A 26,162-nucleotide genomic window follows, 5' to 3' on the forward strand; every position below is an offset into this window, starting at 1 on the left:
CCGCGCAGATGTTACCATCCGTTGGCCGCGGCTCCGAGTAGGAGGAAATCACTGAGGCGCGAGACGCTCCAGTTCGTTCAGGCGATTAAGTGCAGCCTGCTGGCGGAGCAGGCCGTAGTTGATCCCGGCCGCATTCAGCGAACTGCCTTCCTGATAGGGGAACTGGTTGAAATCCGAGAAAAATTCCTTGATCTTTCCCTGGATGGGAACAAGAAGCCAAATGTTCCTGGCAAGGAACTCGGTTGCTCCACCTCCTTCGTCCATTCCTCGTTCGTAGGGGTCCATTCGCAGTTGGCGATCAGAGCCCAGCTTGGCACTTCTCTGGTCGCGGTTGCGATGTTGCCATGACTGGCTATGGCGAAGCTCAGCTTCCAGTCATTCCACCGAATGGCGTTGAGATTGCCGCCCTGGTCGAAATAGTAGACGGTGTCGCGGGGGCCGCTTGTCGCCGACCCCTGCAGGAACGGCATGAGATCATAGCCATCCAGGTGAACCTTGAACTCCTTTGCCCCGGATTTGAAACCGCTCTTCATCTGGCCCTTGAGGTCGTCGATGCCTGCGGCGCTCGCAAATGTCGGCATCCAGTCCATCAAAGTGACGATGTCGTTGATCTGTGTTCCCGGTTTGACGACGCCTGGCCAACGAACCATCATCGGAATGCGGAAGCCACCTTCCCAAGTCGTGCCTTTCTCACCATGGAACGGCGTCATTGCGCCATCCGGCCACAATGCAATCTCCGCGCCGTTGTCGGTCGTGTAGAGAACGATCGTATTGTCGGCGATGCCAAGGGAATCCAGTTGATCGAGAAGTTGGCCGACGTGACCGTCATGTTCCACCATGCCGTCAGCCTCGATACCTTTGCCGGTCTTGCCCAGCGACTCCTTCTTGAGATGCGTGAAGATGTGCATACGGGTCGAATTGAACCAGACGAAGAACGGCTTGTCCGCCTTGTGCTGGCGATCGATGAAATCCTTCGCCGCTGCGAGGAATTCCTCGTCGATTGTCTCCATGCGCTTCGTGGTCAGCGCTCCGGTGTCTTCGATCTTGCCATCCGCTGTGGAGTGAATGACGCCGCGTGGGCCATATTGCCTGCGGAATGCCGGATCCTTCGGGTAGAAATACCCTTCAGGCTCTTCCTCGGCGTTGAGATGATAAAGATTGCCGAAGAATTCATCGAAGCCGTGTTTCGTTGGCAGATGTTCGTCGTGGTCACCAAGGTGGTTCTTGCCGAACTGGCCGGTCGCATAGCCTTTGGTCTTCATGACGTCGGCAATCGTCGGCATCCAGTCCTGGATCCCATGCGGATCACCCGGCATGCCGATTGTAAGCAGACCGGTGCGGAAGGGCTCCTGCCCAAGGATGAAGGACGCCCGGCCCGCGGTGCAGCTCTGTTGGCCATAGGAGTCGGTGAAGATTGCGCCTTCCTTGGCGATACGGTCGATATTGGGGGTGCGATAGCCCATGAGACCCATCGTATAGGCACTGATCTGGGGTATGCCGATGTCATCGCCGAATATGACGAGAATGTTAGGCGGCTTTCCACTTCCGCTGCTCTGGGAAGACTGCGTCGTCTGTTGGGCTTGGGCGCTGGCAGACTCCGCGGTGGCGGCGACAGCAAGTGCGGTAAGTGCGAGTGAACTGCCGCCAAGCAGGAGGTCGCGACGGCTGACAGAGGGCTGGTTGACCGGCTTTTCAGTTTCTTCCGTCATCGGAATTTACTCCTCAGTGTTGAAACATGACCTCTCAAGTGGTGTCGCAAACTCCGTAAATGCGGAAGTACGCAACGGTAAATCCAGACGTAAAAGCAGGTTGGCGGGACGTTGATGACCATAGGTGAGGGGTGTTGCTCAGCCGTATCGCTGCCGAGGTCCGGGAAGCCCGAAGCGATAGCCATTACAGCTCGATAACAGAACCTGCGGCAGTCGGATTGAGTGGCGGAAGTGCCGAGCTCGTATGGGAGGTAACGGCGGGGCGGAAGTCGACCTCCGCCGTAAGCTTGTTGCGATCGAGTTCCTGCTGACCGGAGTGAAACAGCCTCCGGGAAAGAAGCTCGACCTGGCGCCTCAGATCATCCGATCCGTCGCAGGTCCACTCGTCGAGTGTTCTGTATCCAAGGCTCCGGCTCCAGACATGGAGTCCTGAGTAGATTTCTCTCTCATTGCCGGCGCGGATTGTTTGCTGAAGCATTTTGAGGCGATGGCCCCGGGAGGCCAAGCGACGCATCCGCGCGTCGCGGAACTTGCTGATGATGGCCGCGGGAAACTCGCGGCCGATCCAGGCAAGGCCGAGCAAAGCCAGGGCCGCGAGGATGCAAGCGGCCACAATCTTGCGATGCACCCACGGGCTCTCGACCTTCGCCTTTTCCAGCATTGGCTTGATCGCTGTTTCCGAAACAGCCGCGGCAACGGTAACCCGTATGGATGGAAGGCTGGAGGTCTTTGCTTCGCGGTGCGCAACGTCGAACCACGGGTAGGCAACCGCCGGGATCACGAACGAGCCATCCTTGTCGGCGGTGTAGACATAGGTTTCGGTTCGCCGGCTGGCTGTCGCTCGTCCGATCGATATGCCGTCTTCGATTTTGGGCGCCTTCGCATATTGATGAAGGCCCGGGGCCGTTCCAACGGCCACCGGCGGCATTATCATTGCCTGCGTATCTTTCGCCGTCGCGACGATTGTTCGAACCACCGCGTCGCCGACCTTCAGCGAGTGGATGTCGCGATCGAATGACTGCTCGATTGCAAGATCGTTGGCGGCGAAGGAGGTGGCCCCTCCGGTCGCCGGCGCCGTCGCAGTGAAGGATACGGAAGGTACCTTGACGGTTGCCTTCGTCCGCTTCCCGTCGACGGCGTAGCCTAGTTCAACATCGATCTCAGGTATGACAAACGTACCGGCAACCTGAGGAACGACCGCATATGCCCGGCGAATTCCCGAATAGCTCACTCCATCCACAGTCTGTGTGAGATTGTCCGCCCTTTCCTCGGGAAGCGTAACCAGCGCGTTGGGAACGTCGAAAAGCGGGAATTGCGGAGGCGACGTAAAGAAATCAGGAACGAAGATATCGACGTCGACACGCACCTGTTGTCCCGGCACGATGCCTTTCTCGTTCTCGACACTGGCTTGCGCGAAAGGCTCGGCTGCCCAGGCGTCCGCCGGGGCAATCAACGACAGCGCAACGAGCATGACTTTTCTCATTGCTTCGTCTTTCCCGCTTCGATCGAAAATTTTCGAGCCATAAGATCTGCAGGGCTGACCTGGATGTTCTTCATCCAGGTCTCCGACGTCTGTTGGACCACGTCGACCTCTCCGGCTTTCCCCTTCTTTCCCTTGTTGTCGAACTGGACACTGTCAGCCTTCTCGTTCGGGTCCTGCTGCTGTTCCTGTTCCTTGTCTTTCTCCAGTTTCAGAAGCCGCTGCGCGATCGCAAGGTTTGCGGCGGCGTCCGGCCAGTCGCTGCGTCCTTTCAAAGCCCTGCTGTAAGCTGAAATGGCGTCCTCGAATTCGCCGAGATGCAACAGCGCATTTCCCTGATTGTACCAGCTCTCCTGAGTGTCGACGGCCGCGAACGCATCGAGGGCATCCTGGTAGCGGGCTGCCCGATAGAGCGCGACGCCCTTCCACATCGGGTCGCGGAAGCGTTCGGATGCTGCTGCATAGTCGCCGCGCTCGAAAGCGACGCGACCCTGCTGGTCGGCCGTCAGCCACATATCGGCCAATTCGCCGGCTTGGGACGGGGAGGGCGCGATAACGCGCAAGACGAGGAGCAGGCCCGCAACCTTCACGACCCAGCCGCGCCGGAATGAAAGGGCAAACAGAAGTGCCACCGGGGCAATCAGCCACCATCCGAGATCATGCCATCGGTCCCCCTCGGACGCATTTTGCTGCGCGAAGTTCGTCTGAACGCGCTCAGCCAGCCATTGGACATCGCTATCGTCGTCAGTGATGGTTGCCACATCAGCACCGGTATCGCTGCCAAATTGTTTGATGGCATCGACATCCAGCTTGGCATTGAGGTGCGCGCCTCCCGCATCCTGGAGAAAGCCTCCGCCCGTCTGCTTGACCACCCCGCCTGCGGTCGTTCCGACACCGAGAACGACCAGACTGCTGGAGATATCGGACGCTGCCGATGCCGCACCCGGTTCGATACCGTCGGTGAGCAGGACGATCGTGCCTGCCGTTCCATCGCGCGTCAGCAGTCCGTCTGCCAGCTTCAGCGCAGCAGTCGTATCCTTGCCCGGCTTGGGCATGATGCCTGTCGCAAGCGCGTCCGTGTAGTTTTCGATCAGATCGATATCGTCGGTGAGGGGCACGACCAGATGTGCCGTACCGGAATAGGCGATCACGGCGGTCCGCGCTCCGTTCCGCGTCGACAGGATGTCGTGGATTTTCAGCTTAACCCGTTCGATTCTGCTCGGGGATATGTCGACGGCATCCATCGTGGGAGACAGATCGACGGCTATGACCAGCGAGGCGGTATCCGAGACGAATGGCGGGGCCTCGCGCTTCCAGGTGGGACCGGCAGCACCCAGTGCGGCAATCGCAAGCATGGCGGCGAGCATCTGAGCGGGACGAGTATGGCTTACACGATCAGGCTCGATGACAAGGCCGTCGAGCAGATGCGGCGCGATCATCGTCTTCCAACGGCGGCGAATATCGCCCGAACGCGACGCCATCCAGAGGATCGCCGGAGGGATGAGCAAGCCGAGAAGCCATAGGGGACGCAGGAAATGGAAATCCGTAATCATGCCGGCCGCCTCCGATGCAGGAGGCCGCCCAGTCCAGCCAGGCCATACCAGACCGTCAAGATGACGATCGAGGCGCCAAGCGGCCAATAGAACAGTTCTCTGCGCGGTCGCCAGGAGAGGCTCTTCTGGTCCTCGGGCGTGATCCTGTCGATTTCCTCGTAGATGGCCGCGAGCGCTGTCTGGTCGCCGCCGAAGAAATATCGGCCGCCGGTCTCTGTGGCGATCTTTTGAAGCGTGGCGGTATCCAGCTTGTCCTCGCCGGTTGCAGAGGGGTCACCGATGCCGATGGCATGAATGACGATGCCCTTTCCCTTGGCGATCTCGGCTGCCTTGAGGGGCGGCATCTTGCTGGCCGTGTCGTTACCGTCCGTCAGCAATATCAGCACCTTCTGCGGCACCGATGTCTTTTCGAACATGCGGACGGCAAGGCCAAGAGAATCGCCGAGAGCGGTCCGTGGTCCGGCAATCCCCGGAACCAGCCCTTCGACGAGGGTTTGAACGAGCGGCTGGTCCATGGTGAAAGGAGCGAGCGGGTAGGGTGCGTCGCCGATCGCAATCAGCCCGAGCCGATCTTTCGACCGTTTCGAGACAAAGTCGGAAACGACGGTCCTGACCGCATCCAGCCTGGCCTGGATCGTACCATCCGGAGCGGCAAAGTCTCGCGTCTCCATTGATTGCGAAAGATCGAGCGCAAGCAGGATATCTCGCTGCGGCTCCAGCTTCTCAAGCGGTGGTTCGACGAACTGCGGACGCGCGAGCGCCAGGACGATGAGACACCATGCGATCCCTTCCATGATCGTCTGCGGCCAGGATCGTTTCGGTATCACCGAACCCTCGGTGGGCTCGATGCCGGCAGCGCGCGCCACCTGATCGAAAAAGGGCAGACGGATCGAAGCGGAGGCCTCCCGGTGCGGCGGTATCAACCACCATGCCAATAGCGGAACCGGCAAAAGCAGGAGAAGCCACGGGAAATCAAGTTGATACATGATGTCCCTCGATCCAGCGTCTCGTATCCTGGATAAGTTCATCTGCCTCGGATGGTGGCCGGTTTGTCACGGCGTTGCCGGCTCGATATTCGCCGTCGTCAAGAAAACGCCTGAGCGCTGGGCCAATGCTCTGTTTCTGTGAATCGTCGAGGAAGTGAACCCAGTTCTGACCGCTGGCCTGCGCGATCCTCTCACGTGGCCACGCGGCGAGCGCTGTTCGCTTCAGCAGTTCGCCCAATTGATGCAACGCTGTTCCGCGGCTCTCTGATTGGTGCAGCTTCACGCCGATATCTTCAAGCAGCCGCAGAGCCTCGCGGCGATAGGCGTTGCGGCGATAGCGGCGCAAGGCCAGAGCGAGCCAGATCGCAAGCGCCAGGGCCAAAAGGACGGCGAGCAGAGCGCATCCCCAGGTCTGAGGCATCCAGGAGACCGGCGGCGGCACGGCGACATCCTTCATGGAGCGCAGGGCTATTTCGGTGATGGGATCAAGCTTGGCCTGCGGTTCCATCAGCGCCTCCGTTGTCGCCAGGCCGATTGTTCCAGCAGGCGCCGCAACTGTGGCGCCGTTTCTTCCGCCGCAGATACCGGCAGCATCGGCAGGCCGAGTTCGCGCTGCCACGACATCAGTTCCCGCCCTCTGTCGCGCGCAAAGCGATCGACGGCATCGCGCATGGGGCCACGGGCAAGCAGGAGTTCAGCCTGCAATCCACCGCCACTGACGACGATGTCTCCCGATTTCGGCAGCTCAAGCAGGAAGGGGTCGTAAACGAGAAGGCAGATGACATCATTCCCGCTCGACATCTGCAGCAGTATGTCTCGTGTCACTGCACCGTGACCGTCGAAATCGCTGACGATAACGATCAGGTGGTCGTGATGCGCTACCGCGGAAACACGGTGAAGCACTTCGTCCAGCCGCCCCGGTGCGGGCGTTCCGGCATAGGCGGCATTCAGGCTGAGATTTTTTTCGGAAATGCGGTCGGCCAGCGCGATGACCGCGTTGCGGCTGCGGTGAGGCTTCACTTCACTGATGCCTTCGTCATCGAAAACGAAGCCGCCGACGCGGTCGCCGGAACCGAGGATGCGCCATGCGCAGAGCATCGCCGCCTCAGCTGCCGCCACTGACTTCATTGATCTCCGACTGCCGAAGAACATGTTGATCCTCTGGTCGACAAGGATCAGCGCAGGCCGCTCCTTTTCCTCGGCATAAACGCGAACCACAGGCCTTGTGGTGCGGGCGGTGACACGCCAGTCGATCGAACGGATGTCGTCGCCGGGAAGATACTCCCGCAGCTCCTCGAATATCAGGCCGCGCCCCCTGAGCGACGATTGCATGCGCCCGGCGAGCTGCTGATGGCTGCGCGCCTTCTGAACGAAGGAGAGATCACGCGCTCGGCCTTCGAGCGCGACCAGCTCATTGGTCGTAACGTGAACGCCACCGGTCCCAGCCGCGCCGCTCATGAGACGGCTACCAGCTCGGTGATCCGATCGATCACATGGTCGGCACTGGCGTTGGAGGCGTGGGCTTCATAAGAGAGGATAAGGCGATGGCGGAAGACGTCGTTGACGATCGCCTTGACATCATCGGGGGTGACATAGTCGCGGCCCTTCAACCAGGCATAGGCGCGCGATACCTTGTCGAGGCCGATGACGCCGCGGGGACTGACACCAACCTGCAGCAGCTTGGCGAGGTCCTTGTCGTATCTGTCCGGATAGCGCGTGGCGAAGACAAGGGCGACCATGTACTTCTCGACAGGGTCTGACACGGCGACAGCACCTATCTCCTTGCGGGCGTCGAAGACGGCCTGCGGGTTCATCTTCAGTGGCTGCTCCGTCTTTGCGCCGCCATGCGTCTCATTCTCCTCGTTGCGGTTCAGCCGCATGATCGATGCCTCCGACGCTTCATCGGGATAGCCGACCTCGACGTGCATCAGAAAGCGGTCGAGCTGCGCCTCGGGCAGGGGATAGGTGCCTTCCTGCTCGATAGGGTTCTGGGTCGCCATGACCATGAAGAGAGGCGGAAGCGGATAACTCTTGCCCCCGACGGTTACCTGGCGCTCCTCCATGGCTTCCAGCAGGGCGGATTGCACTTTAGCGGGCGCGCGGTTGATTTCGTCGGCGAGGATCAGGTTGGCGAAGATCGGTCCCTGCTGGAACTTGAACTCACCCTTGCCGCCCTCCGAGAAATAGATCTCGGAGCCCGTGATGTCGGCCGGCAGCAGATCTGGGGTGAACTGAACGCGTGAAAGCTGGGAATCAAGATTTTTTGCCAGGCTCTTGATCGCCCTGGTCTTTGCAAGGCCCGGCAGCCCCTCCACCAGCAGGTGTCCATTTGCCAGAAGGCCGAGCAGCAGCCGTTCGACCATTGCCTCCTGACCGATGATCGACTGGCCGATGCGTTTGCCCAAATCGAGAATATCGTCTCGTGCCGCCATGGAGCTCACCTTTCCGGACCTCAGTCGATCGATGAAGCTTTCCTCGTTTTTGGTGCTTGAAGAAGTACGTTACGGTAAATGGAGCCACTGCCGGCCGTAAATTCCGGAGCGATGGAGCGCCATGGAGGCTCGAACAACGGCTGATGCCGCATTAACGCTGAGATTTACCGTAACGTACTTATTCGAAGAAACGCTTTGTGGTTCGCTGCTGCTCACTCGCACTGGAGCAGGCGATGCTACATATTCCGGCAACGAGAATTTCATTTAGGGAGCCCGGGCACGCCAGGGTATCAGCAAGCCCCGATCAATTCGAGCGGCACCTCGTGCCGGTACAGGCCCGACGAACCTCAATCCTTTCGCTCCTCAGTGTTTTTGGTGAAATTTGTACGATCTTGACGGCGTTCCTGATGTCGCTGGCGCTCGTCATTTCAGTATGCTCGGCGCCGCCTGCCGTCGCCGCAAATGACAAGCCGGCTCTGATCGAAAAGCATGTGATCGATCTCGATGAGATGCTGCAACGGCGCATCGTGCGGGTGCTCGTCCCTTACAGCAAGACGATCTATTTCATCGACAAGGGGCGACAGTTCGGCACTGCGGTTGATTTTGGCCTGGCACTGGAGAAATACCTCAACAAGGATCGCCCCAAACAGATCGACCACGTCCACGTGGTGTTCGTGCCGACGCCACGCGACAAATTGCTCAGCAGGCTGAATGAGGGCTTCGGCGACATCGTCATGGCCAACCTGACCATCACCGACGAGCGGCTGAAAGAGGTGGACTTCACCGATCCGTTATATGAGAACGCCGAGGAAGTGCTTGTCGCCGCGCCTAATAGCCCGATGGTGTCCAGCCTCGACAATCTGGAAGGCAAGCACGTCGCTGTCCGCGCCTCAAGCAGCTACTATGAACATCTCCTGGCCCACAACCAGTCACTCGCTGCCTCGGGCAAGCCTCAAATCGGCATCGACCTCATGGATGAAAACCTCGAGGACGAAGACCTGATGGAGATGGTCAACGCCGAACTGCTGCCGTTCACCATCGTCGATGCCTATAAGGCGGATATCTGGTCGCACATCTTCACCCGGATCAAGGTCCGCCACGACGTCGTCCTGGCCTCCGAGGGCAAGATCGCCTGGGCGGTCCGGAAGAGCAGTCCGAAATTGAAGGCAGAGTTGAACAGCTTTGTCGCGACGCACAAGGTCGGCACGACCTTTGGAAACATTCTCAGGAGGACCTTTTACCAGCAGGACAAGATCGTCAAACGAGCTTACGCGCCCGCAGATGTAGCACGGTTTCAGCATTTGGTTGAGATTTTTCGAAAGTACGGTACGAGCTATTCCTTCGATTATCTGATGCTGATGGCCCAAGGCTATCAGGAGTCGCAACTTGATCAGTCGAAACGGTCTCCCCGTGGAGCCGTCGGAATTATGCAGATGTTGCCGGCCACGGCCCGTGACAAGGTCATAGGCATCAAGGGGATCGACAAGGACCCCGAGCGAAATGTCGAAGCAGGCGCCAAATATCTCCGCTATCTGATCGATACTTATATCGACGACGAAGGATTGCAGCCGAAGGACCGGCAGCTCTTCGCTTTCGCAGCCTATAATGCGGGTCCTGGAAATCTTAGGAAATTTCGCGAAAAGGCCAGCGCTTTGGGTCTCGATCCCAACGTCTGGTTCGGCAATGTCGAGAATGGCGCCGCGGCGATTGTCGGCCGGGAGACCGTCCAGTACGTCAGTAACATCTATAAATACTACGTCGCGTACAGCCTGCTTTCAAAACGGATGGAGCCGTCAGCCCAGGAAACAAAGCAGGTTCAGTGACGCGCGGCGATGGATTGCGGTTCGTGGAATACGCCTAATGCACAGACGTCGTGGTGACCGGATCTTTCTCAGGGTCGGAGGATGTCACCAGAATGGCGCCGGCGGCAGCTATGATCAGGATCGCGCCGAGAACAAGCCATGGTCGCTTTGATTTTGCGCGTGGAGTCGAATTCAAGTCGCGCTGGAAACCGAATTCGCGGCGATCCTCCGAGACGGAAGCGAATAGCCCGTCGTTTGTCTCATCTTTCATGACCAGTCCTCCCTTTCCGGGAAACGCTGATCTCCAGTGTAGCTGGGGCCATAAAGGATGTGCATCTTACAAATGCGTAATTCTTCACATGTGTTCGCAACTGGTTAAGCTTTGCACGCTTATCGGGCGAGTTGTTCGATTATGACGCGTATTTCCCGATTATTTACCAAACTTTCTTTCCCTTTGATATCAAGGGGTTTGGTTCGTTTATTTATGAAACTTTTCTAATGTGCCTACGTTATCGGACTTATCACGATGGACGATCTCAGGTTGTCCATTTGTCGATATGAGGGTGCGCACCTTCTCTAAACATCGTATCCGCCGTCGCCGGTAGCTTACTCCGCGCGGCGGCTCTAACGACAACGGAGGAGTGTCATGCAAAATCTGTCTCGAAATCTCTCTCTTGCCATCCTGCTGTCCGCCTGTGCGGCAATCGTCATCCCCGCTCAGGCGCAGCAGGCCAGCAGCGGCGGCCTGGGTGTCGGCGCGTCCGTTGGGCGCAGCAGCAGCGGCGGTCTTGGCGTCGGGGTGGGCGCTTCACTGGGCGGGTCGTCGGGCGTCAACGCGGGCGTCGGCGCTGATATAGGTGGCAGTAACGGCACAAATGCCGGGGTAAGCGCCTCGGCCGGCGGTTCCGGTGGCCTCAATGCCGGTGTTGGCGCATCACTCGGCGGCGGTAACGGAGTGAATGCCGGTGCGAATGCGTCGCTTGGCGGTGGCAATGGTGTCAATGCCGGCCTCGGCGCGTCGGTGGGCCGCGGTGGTATCGATGCTGGAACGACGGCATCTGTCGCAACGGCCTCAACGCCAATGTAGGCGCATCTGTCGGTGGTGGTGGCGGCACCGGGGCAAGCCTTGGCCTCGGCATCGGAAGCGGTGGAACAGGCACAACTCCCGGGACCGGAACGGCCGGTGGGACAGGCACAGCTCCAGGAACAGGCGCTGCCGCCGGCAGCGGAACGGACTTCAGCCCCGACGCAACCAACAGGGCGATCGTCGCCTTTGATCGGATGTCTTCCGCTCAACGGCAGAAGATGCTGACCCGCTGCAAGGATGTAGCAGCCGGCGGATATGACGCTGGCCTGGCTGGCCTTTGCAAGATTCTCGGCCAGATGGCGGCTCGCTGAGTCCCATCCAGAAAACAAAAGCGCCGGTTTGCGAACCGGCGCTTTTTGTTTGGTTTTGCCCGTTGTGCGATCAGTGAAGGATCTGGCTCAGGAAGAGTTTCGTGCGCTCGTGCTTGGGATTGTCGAAGAATTCGGCGGGCGAATTCTGTTCGACAATCTGGCCTTGGTCCATGAAGATCACACGGTTCGCTACCTGGCGCGCGAAGCCCATTTCGTGGGTGACGCAGAGCATCGTCATGCCTTCTTCGGCAAGGCCGACCATGGTGTCGAGCACTTCCTTGATCATTTCCGGATCGAGCGCCGAAGTCGGCTCGTCGAACAGCATGATCTTCGGGTTCATGCAGAGGGAGCGGGCAATCGCCACGCGCTGCTGCTGGCCGCCTGACAACTGGCCCGGATATTTGTTGGCCTGCTCGGGGATCTTGACGCGCGTCAGGAAGTGCATCGCGATTTCTTCCGCCTGCTTCTTCGGCAGCTTGCGGACCCAGATCGGCGCCAGCGTGCAGTTTTCCAGGATCGTCAGATGAGGGAAGAGGTTGAAGTGCTGGAAGACCATCCCGACTTCGCGGCGCACTTCGTCGATCTTCTTGAGATCGTTGGTCAGCTCGACGCCATCAACGACGATGCTGCCCTTCTGGTGTTCTTCCAGCCGGTTGATGCAGCGGATCATCGTCGACTTGCCGGAGCCTGACGGGCCGGCAATGACGATGCGCTCGCCCTTCATGACCTTGAGGTTGATGTCGCGCAGTACGTGGAAGTCGCCGTACCACTTGTTGACGTTGCTCATATCCACCGCGACTTCCGTCGAGGAGACTGTCATCTTCGCTGTCTTAACGGCTTCTGCCATCGGTATTCCCTTTTATTATCGTTTGTAGCCGGTATCGAGGTGGCGTTCCATGAATATGGAATAGCGCGACATGCCGAAGCAGAAAAGCCAATAAATGAAGCCGGCGAAGATCAGGCCAGTGATAGGCGTGACGGCGGTTGCCCAGTTGGTATCGGCAAAGTTCTGCTGGACGGAGCCGAGCAGATCGAACATCGAGATGATCGATACCAGCGAGGTATCCTTGAACATGCCGATGAACGTGTTGACGATGCTGGGAATAAGCAGCTTGATTGCCTGCGGCAGGATGATGAGGCGCATCTTCTGCCAATAGCCGAGACCAAGGGAATCGGCACCCTCATACTGCCCCTTCGGAATGGCCTGCAAGCCGCCACGGAAGACCTCTGCCATATAGGCGGAGGCAAACAGCGAGAAGCCTACCAAGGCGCGCAGGAAATTGTCGATGGTAAAGCCGCTCGGCAGGAAAAGCGGCAGCATGACGCTGGCCATGAAAAGCACGAGGACGATCGGCACGCCGCGGATTACTTCGATGAAGATCACCGAGGCCATGCGGATGACAGGCATCGTCGAGCGTCTTCCAAGCGCCAGTAATATTCCTACCGGAAAAGATACGGCCATGCCGACGAAGGACAGGATCAGCGTGACCATCAGCCCGCCCCAGAGCGCCGTTTCGACGATTTCCAGACCGAACCCGCCGTAAAGCAGGTAGAAGGAGAGGATGGGCAGCACGATGAACATCAGGATGGCGTTCAGCCCCTTGCGAGGCACCGAAGGAATAAGCAACGGCACCAGCAGGAGGATGAACAGGATGCCGACCATATTCGGGCGCCAGCGCTCGTAGGATGGATATCGCCCATAGACGAACAGGCTGAATTTGGCGTCGACGAAAGCCCAGCAGGCGCCGCTCCAGCCATCCGGCTGCGATCCGCCCTGCGATTTCGTGGCGCAGAAGGTGCGGTCGACGCCATCCCAGACGGCCTGAATAAACAGCCAGTTGATGAGATGGGTGGCTGTCCAGACAATGAAAACCACGGCGGCGATCGTCAGGACGATATCCTTCGGCGTGGCGAAGAGATTGAGCCTCATCCAGTGCCAGGCGCCCTTTTCGCTGGAGGGCGCTGGCAGCGGCGGAAGAATGTTCTGGCGAACGAAGTTTCTATCGGAAGCAACGGACATTTAGCGCTCCACCAATGCCATCTTCGCATTGAACCAGTTCATCAGCAGCGATTGGAGAATGCTGATGAAGAGATAGCAAACGATGAGGATGGTCACGACCTCGATGGCCTTGCCTGTCTGATTAAGGACCGTCTTGCCGACGGCGAACAGGTCGGCGTAACCTATTGCCGTTGCCAGCGAGGTATTCTTGGTCAGATTGAGATACTGGCTCGATAGCGGCGGAATAATGATGCGCAGCGCCTGCGGCACGATGACAAGACGCATGGTTTTCGCAGGGCGAAGTCCAAGTGCGCCGGCTGCTTCACTTTGCCCCTTGGCGACGCCCCGAATGCCGCCGCGAACGATTTCGGCGATGAACGATGCAGTGTAGAAGGAAAGAGCCAGAAGCAGCGACATGAATTCCGGCGGTGCGACGGCGCCGCCCGTCAGGTTGAATTTCCCCGCGACCGGCACGTCGAAGGTAACAGGCATGCCGGTGGCGAAAAAGGTGAGAAGCGGCAAGCCGATGATCACGCCGAGGCTGGCCCATATGATCGGGAACTGCTTGCCTGTCGCCGCCTGCCGACGCGCCGACCAGCGATAAAGCCCAAAGGCGAGCGCAATTGCGACGAGGAAAGCCACGCCGATAATCCAGAAGGCATCGCCGAAGACAGGTCTCGGATAAGCGACACCACGGACGTTGACGTAGATACCGAACGGTAGATGAACTGAGTCCCGCGGCTGCGGCAGGATATTGAGAACGCCGTAATACCAGAAGAAAATCACCAGCAGCGGCGGGATGTTACGGAAAAACTCGACATAGACCGTGCACAGCCTGGAGATGAGCCAATTGTGCGACAGGCGGCCGATACCGATGATGAAGCCGACGACCGTCGCGATCACAATGCCGATCAACGACGCGTAGAGTGTATTGACGATGCCGACGACAAAGGCGCGCCCATAGGTCGAATCGCTTGAATAGTCGATCAGCGTCTGGCCAATGTTGAAACCGGCGCGGCCGTCGATGAAGCCGTAGCCGAGGGCCTGATTGTTGCGGGCGAGATTGATCGCAGTATTGTGTGCGACCCACCAGAAAAAGCCGATCAATATGACCGCCGTGATGATTTGGTAGAAAATGCCCCTGACCCTCGGGTCATTCAAGACGGAGCTACCGCTCGCTCGTTTTGGTAAATTCGTCGTTGCACCGACTGTTGTTTGTGCCATGCGCAGCCATTCCCCTTGTGGTCCTTGATCGGACCTTTCTTATAAGGCGGAGGGACGATCGATCGTCCCTCCTTAAAGTTGCTGTCGTCGGTCGATCAGCGGACCGGCGGTGCGTACTGGATGCCGCCCTTGGTCCACAGCTGGTTGAGGCCGCGCTTGATCTTCAGCGGGCTTCCTTCGCCGAGATTACGCTCGAACACTTCGCCGTAATTGCCGACGCCCTTGATGATGTTATACGCCCAGTTGTTGTCGAGGCCGAGATCCGTGCCGATCGTCGAGTTCGCCTCGGTGCCGAGGAAGCGGCGGATATCCGGATTGGTCGAGTTCTTCATCTCGTCGACATTCGCCTGCGTGATACCGAACTCTTCGGCATTGATCAGCGCATAGGATGCCCAGGTGACGATGTTGAACCACTGGTCGTCGCCCTGGCGAACGGCCGGACCGAAGGGTTCCTTGGAAATGATTTCCGGAAGGATCATGTGGTCATCCGGGTTCTTCATCACGAGACGCGTCGCATAAAGGCCGGACTGGTCGGTCGTGTAAACGTCGCAACGGCCCGATTCGTAGGCCGCGTTGACTTCTTCGAGCTTTTCGAAAACCACCGGGTTGTATTGTAGGTTATGCGACTTGAAATAGTCGGCGAGGTTCAGTTCCGTCGTCGTGCCGGCCTGTACGCAGATCGCCGCGCCGGAAAGCTCGAGGGCCGATTTGACGTTCAGGCTCTTGCGAACCATGAAGCCCTGGCCATCATAGTAGTTGATCGCGCGGAAAAGCAGGGGATGGGCGGTGTCGCGGTTGATCGTCCATGTCGTGTTGCGGACGAGAAGGTCGACCTGGCGGGATTCCAGCGCCGGGAAGCGGGTCGTCGCATTGAGAGGCGTGTACTTCACCTTGTTGACGTCGCCGAAGACGGCGGCGGCGACGGCTTTACAATAGTCGACGTCAAACCCGGCATAGTTGCCCGATGCGTCAGGCTGCGCGAAGCCGGCAAGGCCGGTGTTGACGCCGCATTGAACGAAACCTTTTGCCTTCACATCGCTGAGAGTGCTGGCAGAGGCGCCCGACGCGCCGAATGCCAAGGCTGCTGCGCCGATAATTGCGGACAGAAGCGTTTTTTTCATCTTTCCCAACCTTTTTCCCTTGTTTTATAATTAAAGTATCGCGGCCGAAGCGATTTTCGGGAATATTACCCCATCCCCCAGTGCGACTAGCCTTATCACAGTCGCAAAAGCAGTCATGGTCAAGGTGTTGTGCCGAAAATAGCGGCGAACGTCGGTCTTTTGCGAAATAATGCTTTGAAAATAAGCATTTGCCGCCGGGGTAGGCGGCATTTTGCAACAAATCCATGCGGTTTTGTGGGATGCCCACCTAACGTAAGGTTGCCGAGGCTCCAGAGCGCTGTCGTTTGCAGGGTTGACCTCGGTCGGCTTGGTTGCGAAAACTCCGGCTATCCCACAGCGCCAAAGGCATATTTCCCGATGAAAGAAAAAGACGACTATCTACAGAACGCTGGTATCAACACCCGTTTATCTCATATCGGCAATTCCCCCTCCGACTTCCACGGCTTCGTCAATCCTCCCGTCGTTCACGCCTCCACGGTATTGTTTCCGAACGCCCGGGCGATGGAGACGCGCGCCCAGAAATACACCTACGGCACACGGGGTACGCCAACGACGGATGCGCTTTGCGAGGCGATCGACGCGCTCGAGGGATCTGCCGGCACGATCCTGGTGCCATCGGGGCTGGCTGCGATCACCGTTCCTTTTCTGGCGTTCCTGTCGTCTGGCGACCATGCGCTGATCGTTGATTCGGTCTACACGCCGACCCGCATCTTCTGCGATACGATGCTGAAGCGCCTAGGCGTTGAGATCGATTACTACGATCCGCTCGTCGGCGCCGGCATCGAGCAGCTGATAAAGCCGAACACCAAGCTGGTGCACACAGAGGCGCCCGGCTCCAATACTTTTGAAATGCAGGACATTTCGGCGATCTCCACCGTCGCTCACCGGCACGGCTGTGTGGTGACGATGGACAATACCTGGGCAACGCCGATCTATTTCAAGCCGCTCGATCATGGTGTCGATATCTCGATCCATGCAGCGACTAAATATCCGGCTGGCCACTCCGATATCCTGTTGGGGACGGTTTCCGCCAATGCTGCGCATTGGGAAAGACTGAAGGACGCAAACATCACGCTCGGCATCTGTGCAGCACCCGACGACGCCTATCAGGTGCTGCGCGGCCTGCGGACCATGGGCGTCCGTCTGGACCGCCATCAGGAAAGTGCGCTTGCCTTGGCGACGTGGCTTGAGGGCAGGGACGATGTCGCGCGCGTTCTGCACCCGGCGCTCCCGAGCTTCCCCGGTCACGAATTGTGGAAGCGCGATTTCAAGGGCGCAAGCGGCATCTTTTCCATCGTCCTTGCGGCCGACAGCCCAGAAAAATTCAAGCCGAAGGCGCACTCCTTCCTCGACGCGCTGTCGATCTTCGGACTCGGCTATTCCTGGGGCGGCTTCGAAAGCCTTGCTGTTCACGTCAATCTCAGTGACAGGCGTGTCGCAAAGGCTCCCACGCAGGGTCCGGTCCTGCGCTTGCAGATCGGACTGGAGGATGTCGCCGATATCAAGGCCGATATCGAAAAGGGCCTGGCAGCCGCAGCGGCGATCTAAGGCTGTTCGTCAGCCGATGGCGTGATAGCCGTAGATCCAGTCAAGATCCGCCGCAAGACTTTGCGGCGGCCGCATCGAAAGAACGAAATCGCGCCCCAGCCGAAACGGCCCGCGCGCATGATAGGCAAAGCGGTTGAACGCAGCGCGCTGGCGCAAATGAGCGATCCGCGGCGTGCGGTGCCTCTCGAAAACATCGAGCGCCTCAGTGAGGGGCCGACCGGCAACGATACCGGCGAGCTCGAAGGCATCTTCGATCGCCATGGCAGCACCCTGGGCCGCAAACGGCATCATGGCATGGGCGGCGTCGCCGATCAGTACGGTGTCCGCGCCATTGTGCCAGCGGCCTGTTCCGACCTCGTAGAGCGGCCAGAAGGTCGGATGCTTCACTTGATCCAGTAATGCTGAAATCGTCTTGTTCCATCCGGAGAAACGCTGCCTCAGGATGGAGCGCTGCGAATCGCTCCCTGTCGCGTTCCAGTCGTGCACCGCATTGCCGCCTGCCGTGATGGCGACGATGTTGAAAGTGCCGGTCTCCTTGAGCGGATAGCAGACGAGATGCGCGGAGGGGCCGAGGAATGCCGTGACGCTGGTCCGGTCAAAAACCCCCGGTGCATCGGCTGCCGGAATGGCGAAACGCCAGGCGATATTTCCGGAAAAATGCGGCGAGGGGCTGCCAGGCACCATAGTCCGCGCCTTTGACCAGACGCCATCGGCCCCTATGATCAACTCCGCCCCGAGACGGCTGCTGATATCGGCAGATGATCCGGCCACGGGATCGATACGCTGGCCGAGATGCAGCTCACACAGGGGATTAGCAAGGACGGCGTCGAGCAGAGCCTTCTGCAATGTCGCGCGGTGCAGCGTGCCGTAGGGCGAGCCCCAGCGCAGCTTAGCAAAATTTCCGCTCGGCACGGCAGCCAGCTGACGCAGCGAGGTGCCGGAGACGAGGCGTACCTCTTTCGGCTCCAGCCAGACGGCCGACAATGCATCCAGCACGCCAAGTTGTCCGAGGATATACGAGGCGTTCGGCGAAACCTGCAGGCCGGCGCCGACTTCAGTCAGCGCGTCCGCCTGCTCGAAAATCGCGGAACTGATACCATGCCTTGCCATGGCCAGGGCTGCAGTCAGGCCTGCCACCCCGGCGCCGATGATTGCGGCATGCTTGATCGGCATTTCAGGTTCCGATCACGATCCGGTACTCAGGCAGCCTTCACATGAAAGACGCAGCCCGGCGGGTTGGTCTGATCGGCCTTCAGCGACGGATTGTAGTGGAAGAGCGTCGAGCAGTAGGAACAGACCTTCTCGTTCTCGTCGCCCATGTCGATGAAGATATGGGGATGGTCGAAGGGGATCGATGCGCCCGTGCACATGAATTCCTTCACGCCGATCTCGATAAGGCGATGTCCGCCATCGTTCTGGAAATGGGGAATGTTGTGGCCGGCCATGTTGATCTCCGAATGCTTCTGGAATTTGGCCGGACTTTATAGTCCTTCGTTCCAATTGTGTAGTGCGAAAGTCCCGCGTCGGACACAGTTTTCTTCACCGCCCGGGTTCACCTCATATCGCCGATAAATTATGGTCCGCGCGCAGAAGGATGATGCCATGAACCTGAATACGCCTGTCTTTTCCAATTTCACCCACGACGGATTGAAGCTTGCCTTTTTCGACGAAGGCGACCCCAACGGCGTGCCTGTTCTGCTGATCCACGGCTTCGCATCGACCGCCAATGTCAACTGGGTGCATCCGGGCTGGCTGAAAACGCTTGGAGATGCCGGCTATCGTGTGATCGCCATCGACAACAGAGGCCATGGCGCCAGCGACAAGCCGCATGACGCTGAGGCCTACAGGCCATGGATCATGGCGGAAGACGCGGTGGCTTTGCTCGATCATCTCGGCATTCCTGAAGCGAATATCATGGGCTATTCAATGGGCGCCCGCATCTCTGCCTTCCTTGCGCTCGCGCATCCGGATCGCGTTCGCTCGCTCGTCTTCGGCGGGCTCGGCATCGGTATGACGGATGGCGTCGGAGATTGGGATCCGATCGCCGACGCATTGCTTGCGCCATCGCTCGAAACGGTGACGCATGCGCGGGGACATATGTTCCGGGCTTTCGCCGAACAGACCAAGAGCGATCGTACGGCGTTAGCCGCCTGTATCCGCGGCTCCCGCGATCTCATAAGCCGTGAGGATATGGCCAGGATCGAAGCGCCGACCCTGATCGGGGTGGGCACCAAGGACGACATTGCCGGCTCGCCGCAGGAGCTTGCCGATCTGATGCCGCATGGCGAAGCGCTGGATATTCCCAATCGCGACCATATGCTCGCTGTCGGCGATCGGGTGTTCAAGAAAGCCGTGCTGGAATTCTACGAGCGTGTCGCCGGCCGGTGACAGCTGGATTATTTATAGTGTCACTGCCCGGTGAAATGCGGTTTCCGGCGCTCGGCAAAAGCCGCGCGGCCTTCGGCATAATCCAGGCTGTCGAAGGTTTCCGCGCCGAGAATTTCGGCGTCTCGCAACAGGTCGTCATCCTGCTCGATCACGGCTCGTATCGCCATCTTTGAGGCATGCAGGGCAAGTGGTGCATTTGCGGCGATCGCGAGGGCCAGCGCATGCGCTTCCCCTTCGAGAGCGTCTGTCGCCATCGTCTCCAGCAGGAAGCCGGCCGATATCATCTTTGCCGCCGATAGGGGCGCTCCGGTGAAGATGGCGACCTTGGCCATTTGCGGCCCGAGCGCGGTGACGATGTCCTGGATGGCGTCGGCCGGGTAGGCGAGGCCGAGACGTGCCGCCGGTATCGAGAAGCGCGCGCTTTCATCGGCAATACGCAGATCACAGGCCGCGGCGATCCCGAACCCGCCCCCGAAGCAGATGCCGCGGATCAGGGCAATGGTCGGCACGCGGCAATGACGCACCGCAGTAAAGGCTGCGGAGTTCAGGGCCTCGTAGACACGCGCCGTTGCTGTATCTTTGCGCTCCGTGTCGAATTCGCTGATATCCGCACCGGCGCTGAAATCCTTTTCTCCGCCGCCACGGATGACGATCACACGTGCGTTCGCTTCGTCCGTCAGGTGCCGTATCGCCTGCGGCACCGCGCGCCACATGGCGGCCGTGATTGCATTCTTGCGATCCGGATTGTCGAGCACCAATGTCCCGATGCCGTCGTCAAAGGTGGTGCGGACATGGCCGCCAGCGAAATCGTGAGAAGAAGTCATGCGGTCTGCCCCATTTATGTTGTAGGACTTTTCCTCTATATAATGGCGCTCAACAGGAAATGAGGAGACCGCCAATGGTCGCAATAACGGACGTTCGCCAGATTGATGGCGCAAACTCGGTCAAGGTGGTCGATCCGATATGGGATAGCATGCGGGATGAAGCGCGTGCTGCCGCCGAGAGGGATCCGCTTCTGGCTGCCTTTCTCTATTCCACCATTATCAATCATCGTTCGCTTGAGGAATGCGTCATTTATCGCATCTGCGAGCGTCTCGATCATCCGGATATGCAGGCAGTCCTGCTGCGCCAGACATTCGAGGAAATGCTGGCGGATTGGCCCGAATGGGGATCGATCCTCCGTGTCGACATTCAGGCGGTCTATGACCGCGATCCTGCCTGCCTCCGTTTCATGGAGCCTGTCCTTTATTTCAAGGGCTTCCACGCCATCCAGACCCATCGCCTTGCCCATTGGCTGTATAACCACGGGCGTCGGGATTTTGCGCTTTATCTCCAGAGCCGCTCTTCCAGCGTGTTCCAGACGGATATCAATCCGGCGGCGCGCATCGGGAAGGGTATCTTCCTCGATCATGCGACGGGCGTCGTGGTCGGCGAGACCGCCGTCATCGGCGACAACGTCTCCATTCTGCACGGTGTGACACTTGGTGGCACCGGCAAGGAAGGAAGCGACCGTCATCCGAAGATCGCCAATGGGGTGCTCATCGGGGCAGGGGCCAAAATCCTTGGCAACATCCAGATCGGACATTGCTCACGCATCGCGGCAGGCTCCGTCGTGCTGAAGGAAGTCCCGCCGAAGACGACTGTTGCGGGCGTGCCGGCGAAGGTCGTCGGAGAAGCAGGCTGTTCGGAGCCCTCACGATTGATGGACCAGATCGTTCGGGATCAGGTTATCGGCGCCGGAATCTGAGATCAGGCAGCCAGGGATTGGCGGGTTGCGGCAGGCGTGGACATCCGCGTCATGCCGCGCTTGCAGCCTTTACACCGCCGCTTTTCCTGTGCAAGAACCGGCCAGCCGCGAGAACCACGGAGATGACTTGTGAAGCCTGAAGAAATCAAGAAACTCGACGCTTATTTCAAACGCACCTTCAATCCGCAGATATTGGTGAAGGCCCGTCCGCGCAAGAATGATTCCGCGGAAGTCTATCTCGGCGAAGAGTTTCTCGGTGTCGTCTATATCGACGATGAGGATGGCGATCGTTCCTACAACTTTTCGATGGCTATCCTGGACGTCGATCTCTGACGTCGCGATTAGCAAGAGCGCCGGGTTTCGATGAAATCCGGCTCTCTTTTTGAGTATTTGCTCTCAAAATCTGCAAAAATTCATCCAATTTCATTTCAAATATGCCCCTGCGACAGCTGAAATCAGGAATCCTCAGTGAAGACGCAAGTTTTTCACTTAATCCTAAAGTTGTAGCCTTCTGATATATTTCTGCGAAAACATACCGATGGAAGTGCCCCTTCCGGCCAGCCCAATGTTCACGGCATCAAATACAACTTTAACATGCTGTGCGCCGCACAAGACTACTTGACTATTTGTGCACCGCAATTACGTTTGCCTCGAAGCCATCCAAGGGAGAGAGGACAGCATGTTCAATTTTGAAGAAGCAAACAAGAAGAGCAAGGAAGCGATGGACACCGCGCTGAAGGGCTATTCCGAAGTTGCAAAGGGCTTTCAGGCAATTGCTGCCGAAACGGCCGAATATTCCAAGAAGTCCTTCCAGGACACGGTAACGCACATGGAAACGCTCGCCGGTGCCAAGAGCTTCGAGACCGTTTTCGAACTGCAGGGCAATTTCGTGAAGTCGTCCTACGAGAACTTCATCGCTGAGGCGACGAAGCTCGGCGAAATGTATGCCGACCTCGCCAAGACGGCCTACAAGCCTTACGAAGCGCCGATTGCAAAGGCAACGAGCAAGGCAGCCTCTGTGGCTTCTGCTGCGTAAAACGCCTCGCGAATAGATTTCAGGACTTTGAAGGTCCGGTAAGACCGGCTGCACTTTGCTGCAGCCGGTCTTTTTCGTTTGTCGTTCCCGATCAGGGCCGCTCGCCAAGACTTTTTTTCTTCTGGGGTTCTTTGGCAACGAATTGTGATTGCAGTGTCGAGCGAGGGGCTTAAAATCACGCCAATATGAACTAAGTTAGGGGTTCGGATATTCGGCGGAACGATTAAGAATGACTGGTCGGAATGCAATGTCCTCCCGCCGGATGATTTGAGGAATGAATGACAATGATCGCTAAGCCGATCCGGATGCAAAACGACAGCGAAAGGAACGGGGACAACGGCAATCGCGGGACCTCGGTGATTACACGCACGAAGTCCAAGACCAAAAAGCCCAATCTTTATCGCGTACTGCTGCTGAATGACGACTACACGCCCATGGATTTCGTGATCCATATCCTGGAGCGTTTTTTCCAGAAGGATCGTGAAGGTGCCACGCGCATCATGCTCCATGTCCACAATCACGGCGTGGGCGAGTGCGGCGTGTTTACATACGAAGTAGCTGAGACCAAGGTGAGCCAGGTGATGGACTTTGCCCGGCAACACCAGCATCCGCTGCAATGTGTAATGGAAAAGAAGTGAGGATCTGAACGTGCCAACATTTTCGCCTAGTCTTGAGAAGGCGCTGCATCAGGCACTGACCTACGCAAACGAGCGGCATCATGAGTATGCCACGCTCGAGCATCTGCTGTTGGCGCTTGTGGACGACTCCGATGCGGCGGCCGTCATGGGCGCCTGCAATGTCGATCTCGATGCGCTCCGCAAAACGCTGATTGAATATGTCGATAACGAACTCTCGAATTTGATCACCGGTTATGACGAGGACTCCAAGCCGACATCCGGCTTCCAGCGCGTCATCCAGCGAGCCGTGATCCATGTTCAGTCTTCGGGCCGCGAAGAGGTAACGGGAGCCAATGTTCTCGTCGCCATTTTCGCGGAACGGGAAAGCCATGCAGCCTATTTCCTGCAGGAGCAGGAGATGACCCGCTACGACGCGGTCAATTATATTTCCCATGGTATCGGCAAGCGTGCGGGCTCCTCCCAGGTTCGTGCGCCGCGCGGTGCTGAAGAAAACGAATCCGAAAGCAAGCCGACCTCCCGCGGCGAGCAGGAGGAGGGTGGGGCCAAGAAGCAGCAGGATGCGCTGAAGGCCTATTGCGTCAATCTGAACGAGAAGGCCAAGAGCGGCAAGATCGATCCGCTGATCGGCCGCCACCAGGAAGTCAGCCGGACTATCCAGGTCCTGTGCCGCCGTTCGAAGAACAACCCGCTTTACGTGGGCGATCCGGGCGTCGGCAAGACGGCCATCGCCGAAGGTCTGGCAAAGCGCATCGTCGAAGGCAAGGTGCCGGAAGCGCTCGCTGACGCCACCATCTTCTCGCTCGACATGGGCACGCTGCTCGCCGGAACCCGCTATCGCGGTGACTTCGAGGAGCGCCTGAAGCAGGTCGTCAAGGAACTCGAGGAATATCCGGGCGCAGTGCTCTTCATCGACGAAATCCACACCGTCATCGGTGCTGGCGCGACGTCGGGTGGAGCCATGGATGCCTCGAACCTCCTGAAGCCTGCTTTATCCTCGGGTGCGATCCGTTGCATCGGCTCGACCACCTACAAGGAATATCGCCAGTTCTTCGAAAAGGATCGGGCCCTGGTTCGCCGCTTCCAGAAGATCGACGTCAACGAACCGTCGATCGACGATGCGATCGAAATCATGAAGGGTCTGAAGCCCTATTTCGAAGAGTATCATCACCTGCGTTATTCCAACGACGCGATCAAGTCGGCGGTCGAACTGTCGGCTCGCTATATTTCCGATCGCAAGTTGCCTGACAAGGCGATTGACGTCATCGACGAAACGGGTGCAGCCCAGATGCTGCTGCCGCCTTCGAGACGCCGCAAGCTGATCACCGAGAAGGAAATCGAAGCGACCGTCGCGACGATGGCGCGTATTCCGCCGAAGAGCGTCTCCAAGGACGATGAGGCCGTTCTTGCCAATCTCGAGCAGGAACTGCGGTCTGTCGTCTATGGTCAGGATACGGCCATCGAAGCCCTGTCCACCTCGATCAAGTTGGCCCGTGCCGGCCTGCGCGAACCGAACAAGCCGATCGGCTCCTACGTCTTCTCCGGCCCGACAGGCGTCGGCAAGACGGAAGTCGCCAAGCAGCTTGCCTCTTCGCTCGGCGTCGAGATGCTGCGCTTCGACATGTCGGAATATATGGAACGGCATACGGTTTCCCGTCTGCTCGGTGCACCTCCCGGCTATGTCGGCTTCGACCAGGGTGGCCTGTTGACCGACGGCGTCGACCAGCATCCGCATTGCGTGGTCCTGCTCGATGAAATCGAGAAGGCGCATCCCGACATCTACAACATCCTGCTGCAGGTCATGGACCATGGCACGCTGACGGACCATAATGGCAAGAAGATCGACTTCCGCAACGTCATCCTAATTATGACGACCAATGCGGGTGCGTCGGAAATGGCCAAGGCCGCCTTCGGCTTCGGCTCGTCCAAGCGGACGGGCGAGGACGAGGAAGCGCTCAACCGCCTCTTCACGCCGGAGTTCCGCAACCGTCTGGATGCGATCATTCCGTTCGCATCGTTGCCGACGGCTGTCATTCACAAGGTGGTTCAGAAGTTCATCATGCAACTGGAAGCACAGCTTTCCGAACGCAACGTGACCTTCGACTTGCATGAGGATGCGATCGCCTGGCTGGCGGAAAAGGGTTACGACGAGAAGATGGGTGCCCGCCCGCTCGCTCGCGTCATCCAGGACGTCATCAAGAAGCCTCTGGCGAACGAAATCCTCTTCGGCAAACTGAAGAAGGGTGGCGTCGTCAAGGTAACCGTCGGTCCGAAGGAAGACGGCAAGCCCGGCATCGTTCTCGAATCGATCGCCGAGACCGCGCCGATTAAGCCGAAGCCGGAGGCCGAACTGGTCGAGGCAGAAGCCGAACACGATGCCGATGGCGAACTGAAGGCGAAGGCCTCGCCGAAGCGTGCTTCGTCTGCCGCCAAGCAGGCCAAGCCGGAGGCCGAGCCGGAAGTGAAGAACGCCGGCAAGAGCGGTGCCGTACCGAAGGTTCCGCGCAAGAAGTAAAGCGCGGCGACTAGGTTGAATGAGAAAAGGCCTGCATCGGTGACGATGCAGGCCTTTTTGGTTGGGACATTATATCTACCAAGCGTTGGTGGCCTGCCGTGTGGCCCCCTCATCCCCTCGAATGAGAGCTCAAGCCAATGCTTCGATAATCTTCTGCGCATTGGCGGCGAGCACCGCGCCATCTTCCATCTTGCCGCCATGCGGCTTCAGCGGAACGCCTTCGTTGCGCGGAATGATGTGAAAATGCAGGTGGAAGACGGTTTGGCCCGCTGCCGGTTCGTTGAACTGGGCGATGTAGACACCGTCAGCGTCGAAAGCCTCTTTGACGGCATTGGCGATCTTTTGCACCACCTGGATCGCATGCTGCAACGTTTCGGGGTCCGCATCGAACAGATTGCGTGACGGCTGCTTCGGCACGACCAATGTGTGACCCGTCGATTGCGGCATGACATCCATGAAGGCGACCGTATGTTCGTCCTCGTAGACCCGGTAGGACGGAATTTCGCCCTTGAGTATCTTCGCAAAGATATTGTTGCTGTCATAGCTCGGGCTGGTCATCCAGGATCTCCTTATTCCGGAATTGTCGGGC

At 58.6% G+C, this 26,162-nt stretch carries 24 protein-coding genes and 1 pseudogene; 9 read left to right on the forward strand and 16 right to left on the reverse strand.

What is annotated here, in order from left to right:
• Positions 1 to 48 precede the first annotated feature (48 nt).
• The 7 genes and pseudogenes from DTW90_RS23825 to DTW90_RS23855 form a co-directional block, all read right to left on the reverse strand.
• Positions 49 to 1,709: pseudogene (locus DTW90_RS23825) on the reverse strand (arylsulfatase).
• A 184-nt stretch (positions 1,710 to 1,893) separates the two neighbouring features.
• Positions 1,894 to 3,192, reverse strand: a complete 1,299-nt coding sequence (locus DTW90_RS23830) for a BatD family protein (RefSeq protein ID WP_149341404.1) — start codon at positions 3,190 to 3,192, stop codon at positions 1,894 to 1,896.
• On the reverse strand, positions 3,189 to 4,742 hold the full coding sequence (locus tag DTW90_RS23835; RefSeq protein ID WP_149341406.1) for a VWA domain-containing protein: 1,554 nt from the start codon (positions 4,740 to 4,742) through the stop codon (positions 3,189 to 3,191). The genes DTW90_RS23830 and DTW90_RS23835 overlap by 4 nt, the downstream gene beginning before the upstream one ends.
• On the reverse strand, positions 4,739 to 5,728 hold the full coding sequence (locus DTW90_RS23840) for a VWA domain-containing protein (RefSeq protein ID WP_149341408.1): 990 nt from the start codon (positions 5,726 to 5,728) through the stop codon (positions 4,739 to 4,741). Before DTW90_RS23840 ends, DTW90_RS23835 begins: the two co-directional genes overlap by 4 nt.
• Positions 5,715 to 6,236, reverse strand: coding sequence for a DUF4381 domain-containing protein (locus DTW90_RS23845; protein WP_149341410.1), 522 nt, complete (start codon positions 6,234 to 6,236; stop codon positions 5,715 to 5,717). The genes DTW90_RS23840 and DTW90_RS23845 overlap by 14 nt, the downstream gene beginning before the upstream one ends.
• Positions 6,236 to 7,186, reverse strand: coding sequence for a DUF58 domain-containing protein (locus tag DTW90_RS23850; protein ID WP_149341411.1), 951 nt, complete (start codon positions 7,184 to 7,186; stop codon positions 6,236 to 6,238). Before DTW90_RS23850 ends, DTW90_RS23845 begins: the two co-directional genes overlap by 1 nt.
• Positions 7,183 to 8,160 carry a MoxR family ATPase gene (locus DTW90_RS23855; RefSeq protein WP_132523891.1) on the reverse strand — a complete coding sequence of 326 codons (978 nt, stop codon included), beginning with the start codon at positions 8,158 to 8,160 and terminating at the stop codon, positions 7,183 to 7,185. The genes DTW90_RS23850 and DTW90_RS23855 overlap by 4 nt, the downstream gene beginning before the upstream one ends.
• Before the next feature lie 407 nt (positions 8,161 to 8,567).
• On the opposite strand from DTW90_RS23855, the gene DTW90_RS23860 reads away from it, so the two are divergent.
• Positions 8,568 to 9,983, forward strand: a complete 1,416-nt coding sequence (locus DTW90_RS23860; protein ID WP_246665018.1) for a transporter substrate-binding domain-containing protein — start codon at positions 8,568 to 8,570, stop codon at positions 9,981 to 9,983.
• Positions 9,984 to 10,017: 34 nt separating this feature from the next.
• Here the strand turns inward: DTW90_RS23860 and DTW90_RS23865 are convergent, their stop codons facing one another.
• Positions 10,018 to 10,233 (reverse strand): hypothetical protein, encoded by a 216-nt coding sequence (locus DTW90_RS23865; protein ID WP_149341412.1) that lies wholly within the window; start codon positions 10,231 to 10,233, stop codon positions 10,018 to 10,020.
• Positions 10,234 to 10,608: 375 nt separating this feature from the next.
• On the opposite strand from DTW90_RS23865, the gene DTW90_RS37655 reads away from it, so the two are divergent.
• Positions 10,609 to 11,049 carry a hypothetical protein gene (locus tag DTW90_RS37655; RefSeq protein WP_246665019.1) on the forward strand — a complete coding sequence of 147 codons (441 nt, stop codon included), beginning with the start codon at positions 10,609 to 10,611 and terminating at the stop codon, positions 11,047 to 11,049.
• 381 nt (positions 11,050 to 11,430) lie between these two features.
• Here the strand turns inward: DTW90_RS37655 and DTW90_RS23875 are convergent, their stop codons facing one another.
• The 4 genes from DTW90_RS23875 to DTW90_RS23890 all read right to left on the reverse strand — a co-directional run bounded on the left by DTW90_RS23875 (position 11,431) and on the right by DTW90_RS23890 (position 15,704).
• The gene (locus tag DTW90_RS23875; RefSeq protein ID WP_132523888.1) at positions 11,431 to 12,207 is read right to left on the reverse strand and encodes an amino acid ABC transporter ATP-binding protein; all 777 of its coding nucleotides are present in this window, start codon (positions 12,205 to 12,207) and stop codon (positions 11,431 to 11,433) included.
• A 15-nt stretch (positions 12,208 to 12,222) separates the two neighbouring features.
• Entirely contained in the window at positions 12,223 to 13,380 is a 1,158-nt protein-coding gene (locus DTW90_RS23880; RefSeq protein WP_132523887.1) for an amino acid ABC transporter permease, read from the reverse strand.
• The gene (locus DTW90_RS23885; protein ID WP_132523886.1) at positions 13,381 to 14,583 is read right to left on the reverse strand and encodes an amino acid ABC transporter permease; all 1,203 of its coding nucleotides are present in this window, start codon (positions 14,581 to 14,583) and stop codon (positions 13,381 to 13,383) included.
• 95 nt (positions 14,584 to 14,678) lie between these two features.
• Positions 14,679 to 15,704: an amino acid ABC transporter substrate-binding protein gene (locus DTW90_RS23890; RefSeq protein WP_132523885.1), complete on the reverse strand. Its 1,026-nt coding sequence runs from the start codon at positions 15,702 to 15,704 to the stop codon at positions 14,679 to 14,681.
• Between the two features lie 357 nt (positions 15,705 to 16,061).
• Here DTW90_RS23890 and DTW90_RS23895 point away from each other — a divergent pair, with 357 nt between their 5' ends.
• The gene (locus DTW90_RS23895) at positions 16,062 to 17,252 is read left to right on the forward strand and encodes a cystathionine beta-lyase (RefSeq protein ID WP_149341413.1); all 1,191 of its coding nucleotides are present in this window, start codon (positions 16,062 to 16,064) and stop codon (positions 17,250 to 17,252) included.
• 9 nt (positions 17,253 to 17,261) lie between these two features.
• On the opposite strand, the gene DTW90_RS23900 is transcribed toward DTW90_RS23895, so the two are convergent.
• Both DTW90_RS23900 and DTW90_RS23905 read right to left on the reverse strand, forming a co-directional pair.
• Positions 17,262 to 18,425: an FAD-dependent monooxygenase gene (locus DTW90_RS23900; protein WP_149341415.1), complete on the reverse strand. Its 1,164-nt coding sequence runs from the start codon at positions 18,423 to 18,425 to the stop codon at positions 17,262 to 17,264.
• Positions 18,426 to 18,451: 26 nt separating this feature from the next.
• Positions 18,452 to 18,697 (reverse strand): zinc-finger domain-containing protein, encoded by a 246-nt coding sequence (locus DTW90_RS23905; protein ID WP_149341416.1) that lies wholly within the window; start codon positions 18,695 to 18,697, stop codon positions 18,452 to 18,454.
• Positions 18,698 to 18,854: 157 nt separating this feature from the next.
• On the opposite strand from DTW90_RS23905, the gene DTW90_RS23910 reads away from it, so the two are divergent.
• Positions 18,855 to 19,640, forward strand: coding sequence for an alpha/beta hydrolase (locus DTW90_RS23910; protein WP_149341417.1), 786 nt, complete (start codon positions 18,855 to 18,857; stop codon positions 19,638 to 19,640).
• Between the two features lie 20 nt (positions 19,641 to 19,660).
• Here the strand turns inward: DTW90_RS23910 and DTW90_RS23915 are convergent, their stop codons facing one another.
• Entirely contained in the window at positions 19,661 to 20,464 is an 804-nt protein-coding gene (locus tag DTW90_RS23915; RefSeq protein WP_149341419.1) for an enoyl-CoA hydratase-related protein, read from the reverse strand.
• A gap of 74 nt (positions 20,465 to 20,538) precedes the next feature.
• On the opposite strand from DTW90_RS23915, the gene cysE reads away from it, so the two are divergent.
• The 5 genes from cysE to clpA all read left to right on the forward strand — a co-directional run bounded on the left by cysE (position 20,539) and on the right by clpA (position 25,573).
• The gene (gene cysE, locus DTW90_RS23920) at positions 20,539 to 21,387 is read left to right on the forward strand and encodes a serine O-acetyltransferase (RefSeq protein WP_149341420.1); all 849 of its coding nucleotides are present in this window, start codon (positions 20,539 to 20,541) and stop codon (positions 21,385 to 21,387) included.
• A 129-nt stretch (positions 21,388 to 21,516) separates the two neighbouring features.
• Entirely contained in the window at positions 21,517 to 21,720 is a 204-nt protein-coding gene (locus tag DTW90_RS23925; protein WP_149341421.1) for a DUF3126 family protein, read from the forward strand.
• Between the two features lie 346 nt (positions 21,721 to 22,066).
• A complete protein-coding gene (locus tag DTW90_RS23930) occupies positions 22,067 to 22,423 on the forward strand; it encodes a phasin family protein (protein ID WP_132523877.1) in 357 nt (118 codons plus the stop codon).
• Positions 22,424 to 22,707: 284 nt separating this feature from the next.
• The gene (clpS, locus tag DTW90_RS23935) at positions 22,708 to 23,061 is read left to right on the forward strand and encodes an ATP-dependent Clp protease adapter ClpS (RefSeq protein ID WP_132523964.1); all 354 of its coding nucleotides are present in this window, start codon (positions 22,708 to 22,710) and stop codon (positions 23,059 to 23,061) included.
• A 10-nt stretch (positions 23,062 to 23,071) separates the two neighbouring features.
• The gene (gene clpA / locus DTW90_RS23940; RefSeq protein ID WP_132523876.1) at positions 23,072 to 25,573 is read left to right on the forward strand and encodes an ATP-dependent Clp protease ATP-binding subunit ClpA; all 2,502 of its coding nucleotides are present in this window, start codon (positions 23,072 to 23,074) and stop codon (positions 25,571 to 25,573) included.
• A gap of 129 nt (positions 25,574 to 25,702) precedes the next feature.
• Here the strand turns inward: clpA and DTW90_RS23945 are convergent, their stop codons facing one another.
• Positions 25,703 to 26,131, reverse strand: coding sequence for an HIT family protein (locus DTW90_RS23945; protein ID WP_132523875.1), 429 nt, complete (start codon positions 26,129 to 26,131; stop codon positions 25,703 to 25,705).
• Positions 26,132 to 26,162: the final 31 nt, after the last annotated feature.

The sequence above is a fragment of the Neorhizobium sp. P12A genome (assembly GCF_008365395.1).
Taxonomy (GTDB): domain Bacteria; phylum Pseudomonadota; class Alphaproteobacteria; order Rhizobiales; family Rhizobiaceae; genus Rhizobium.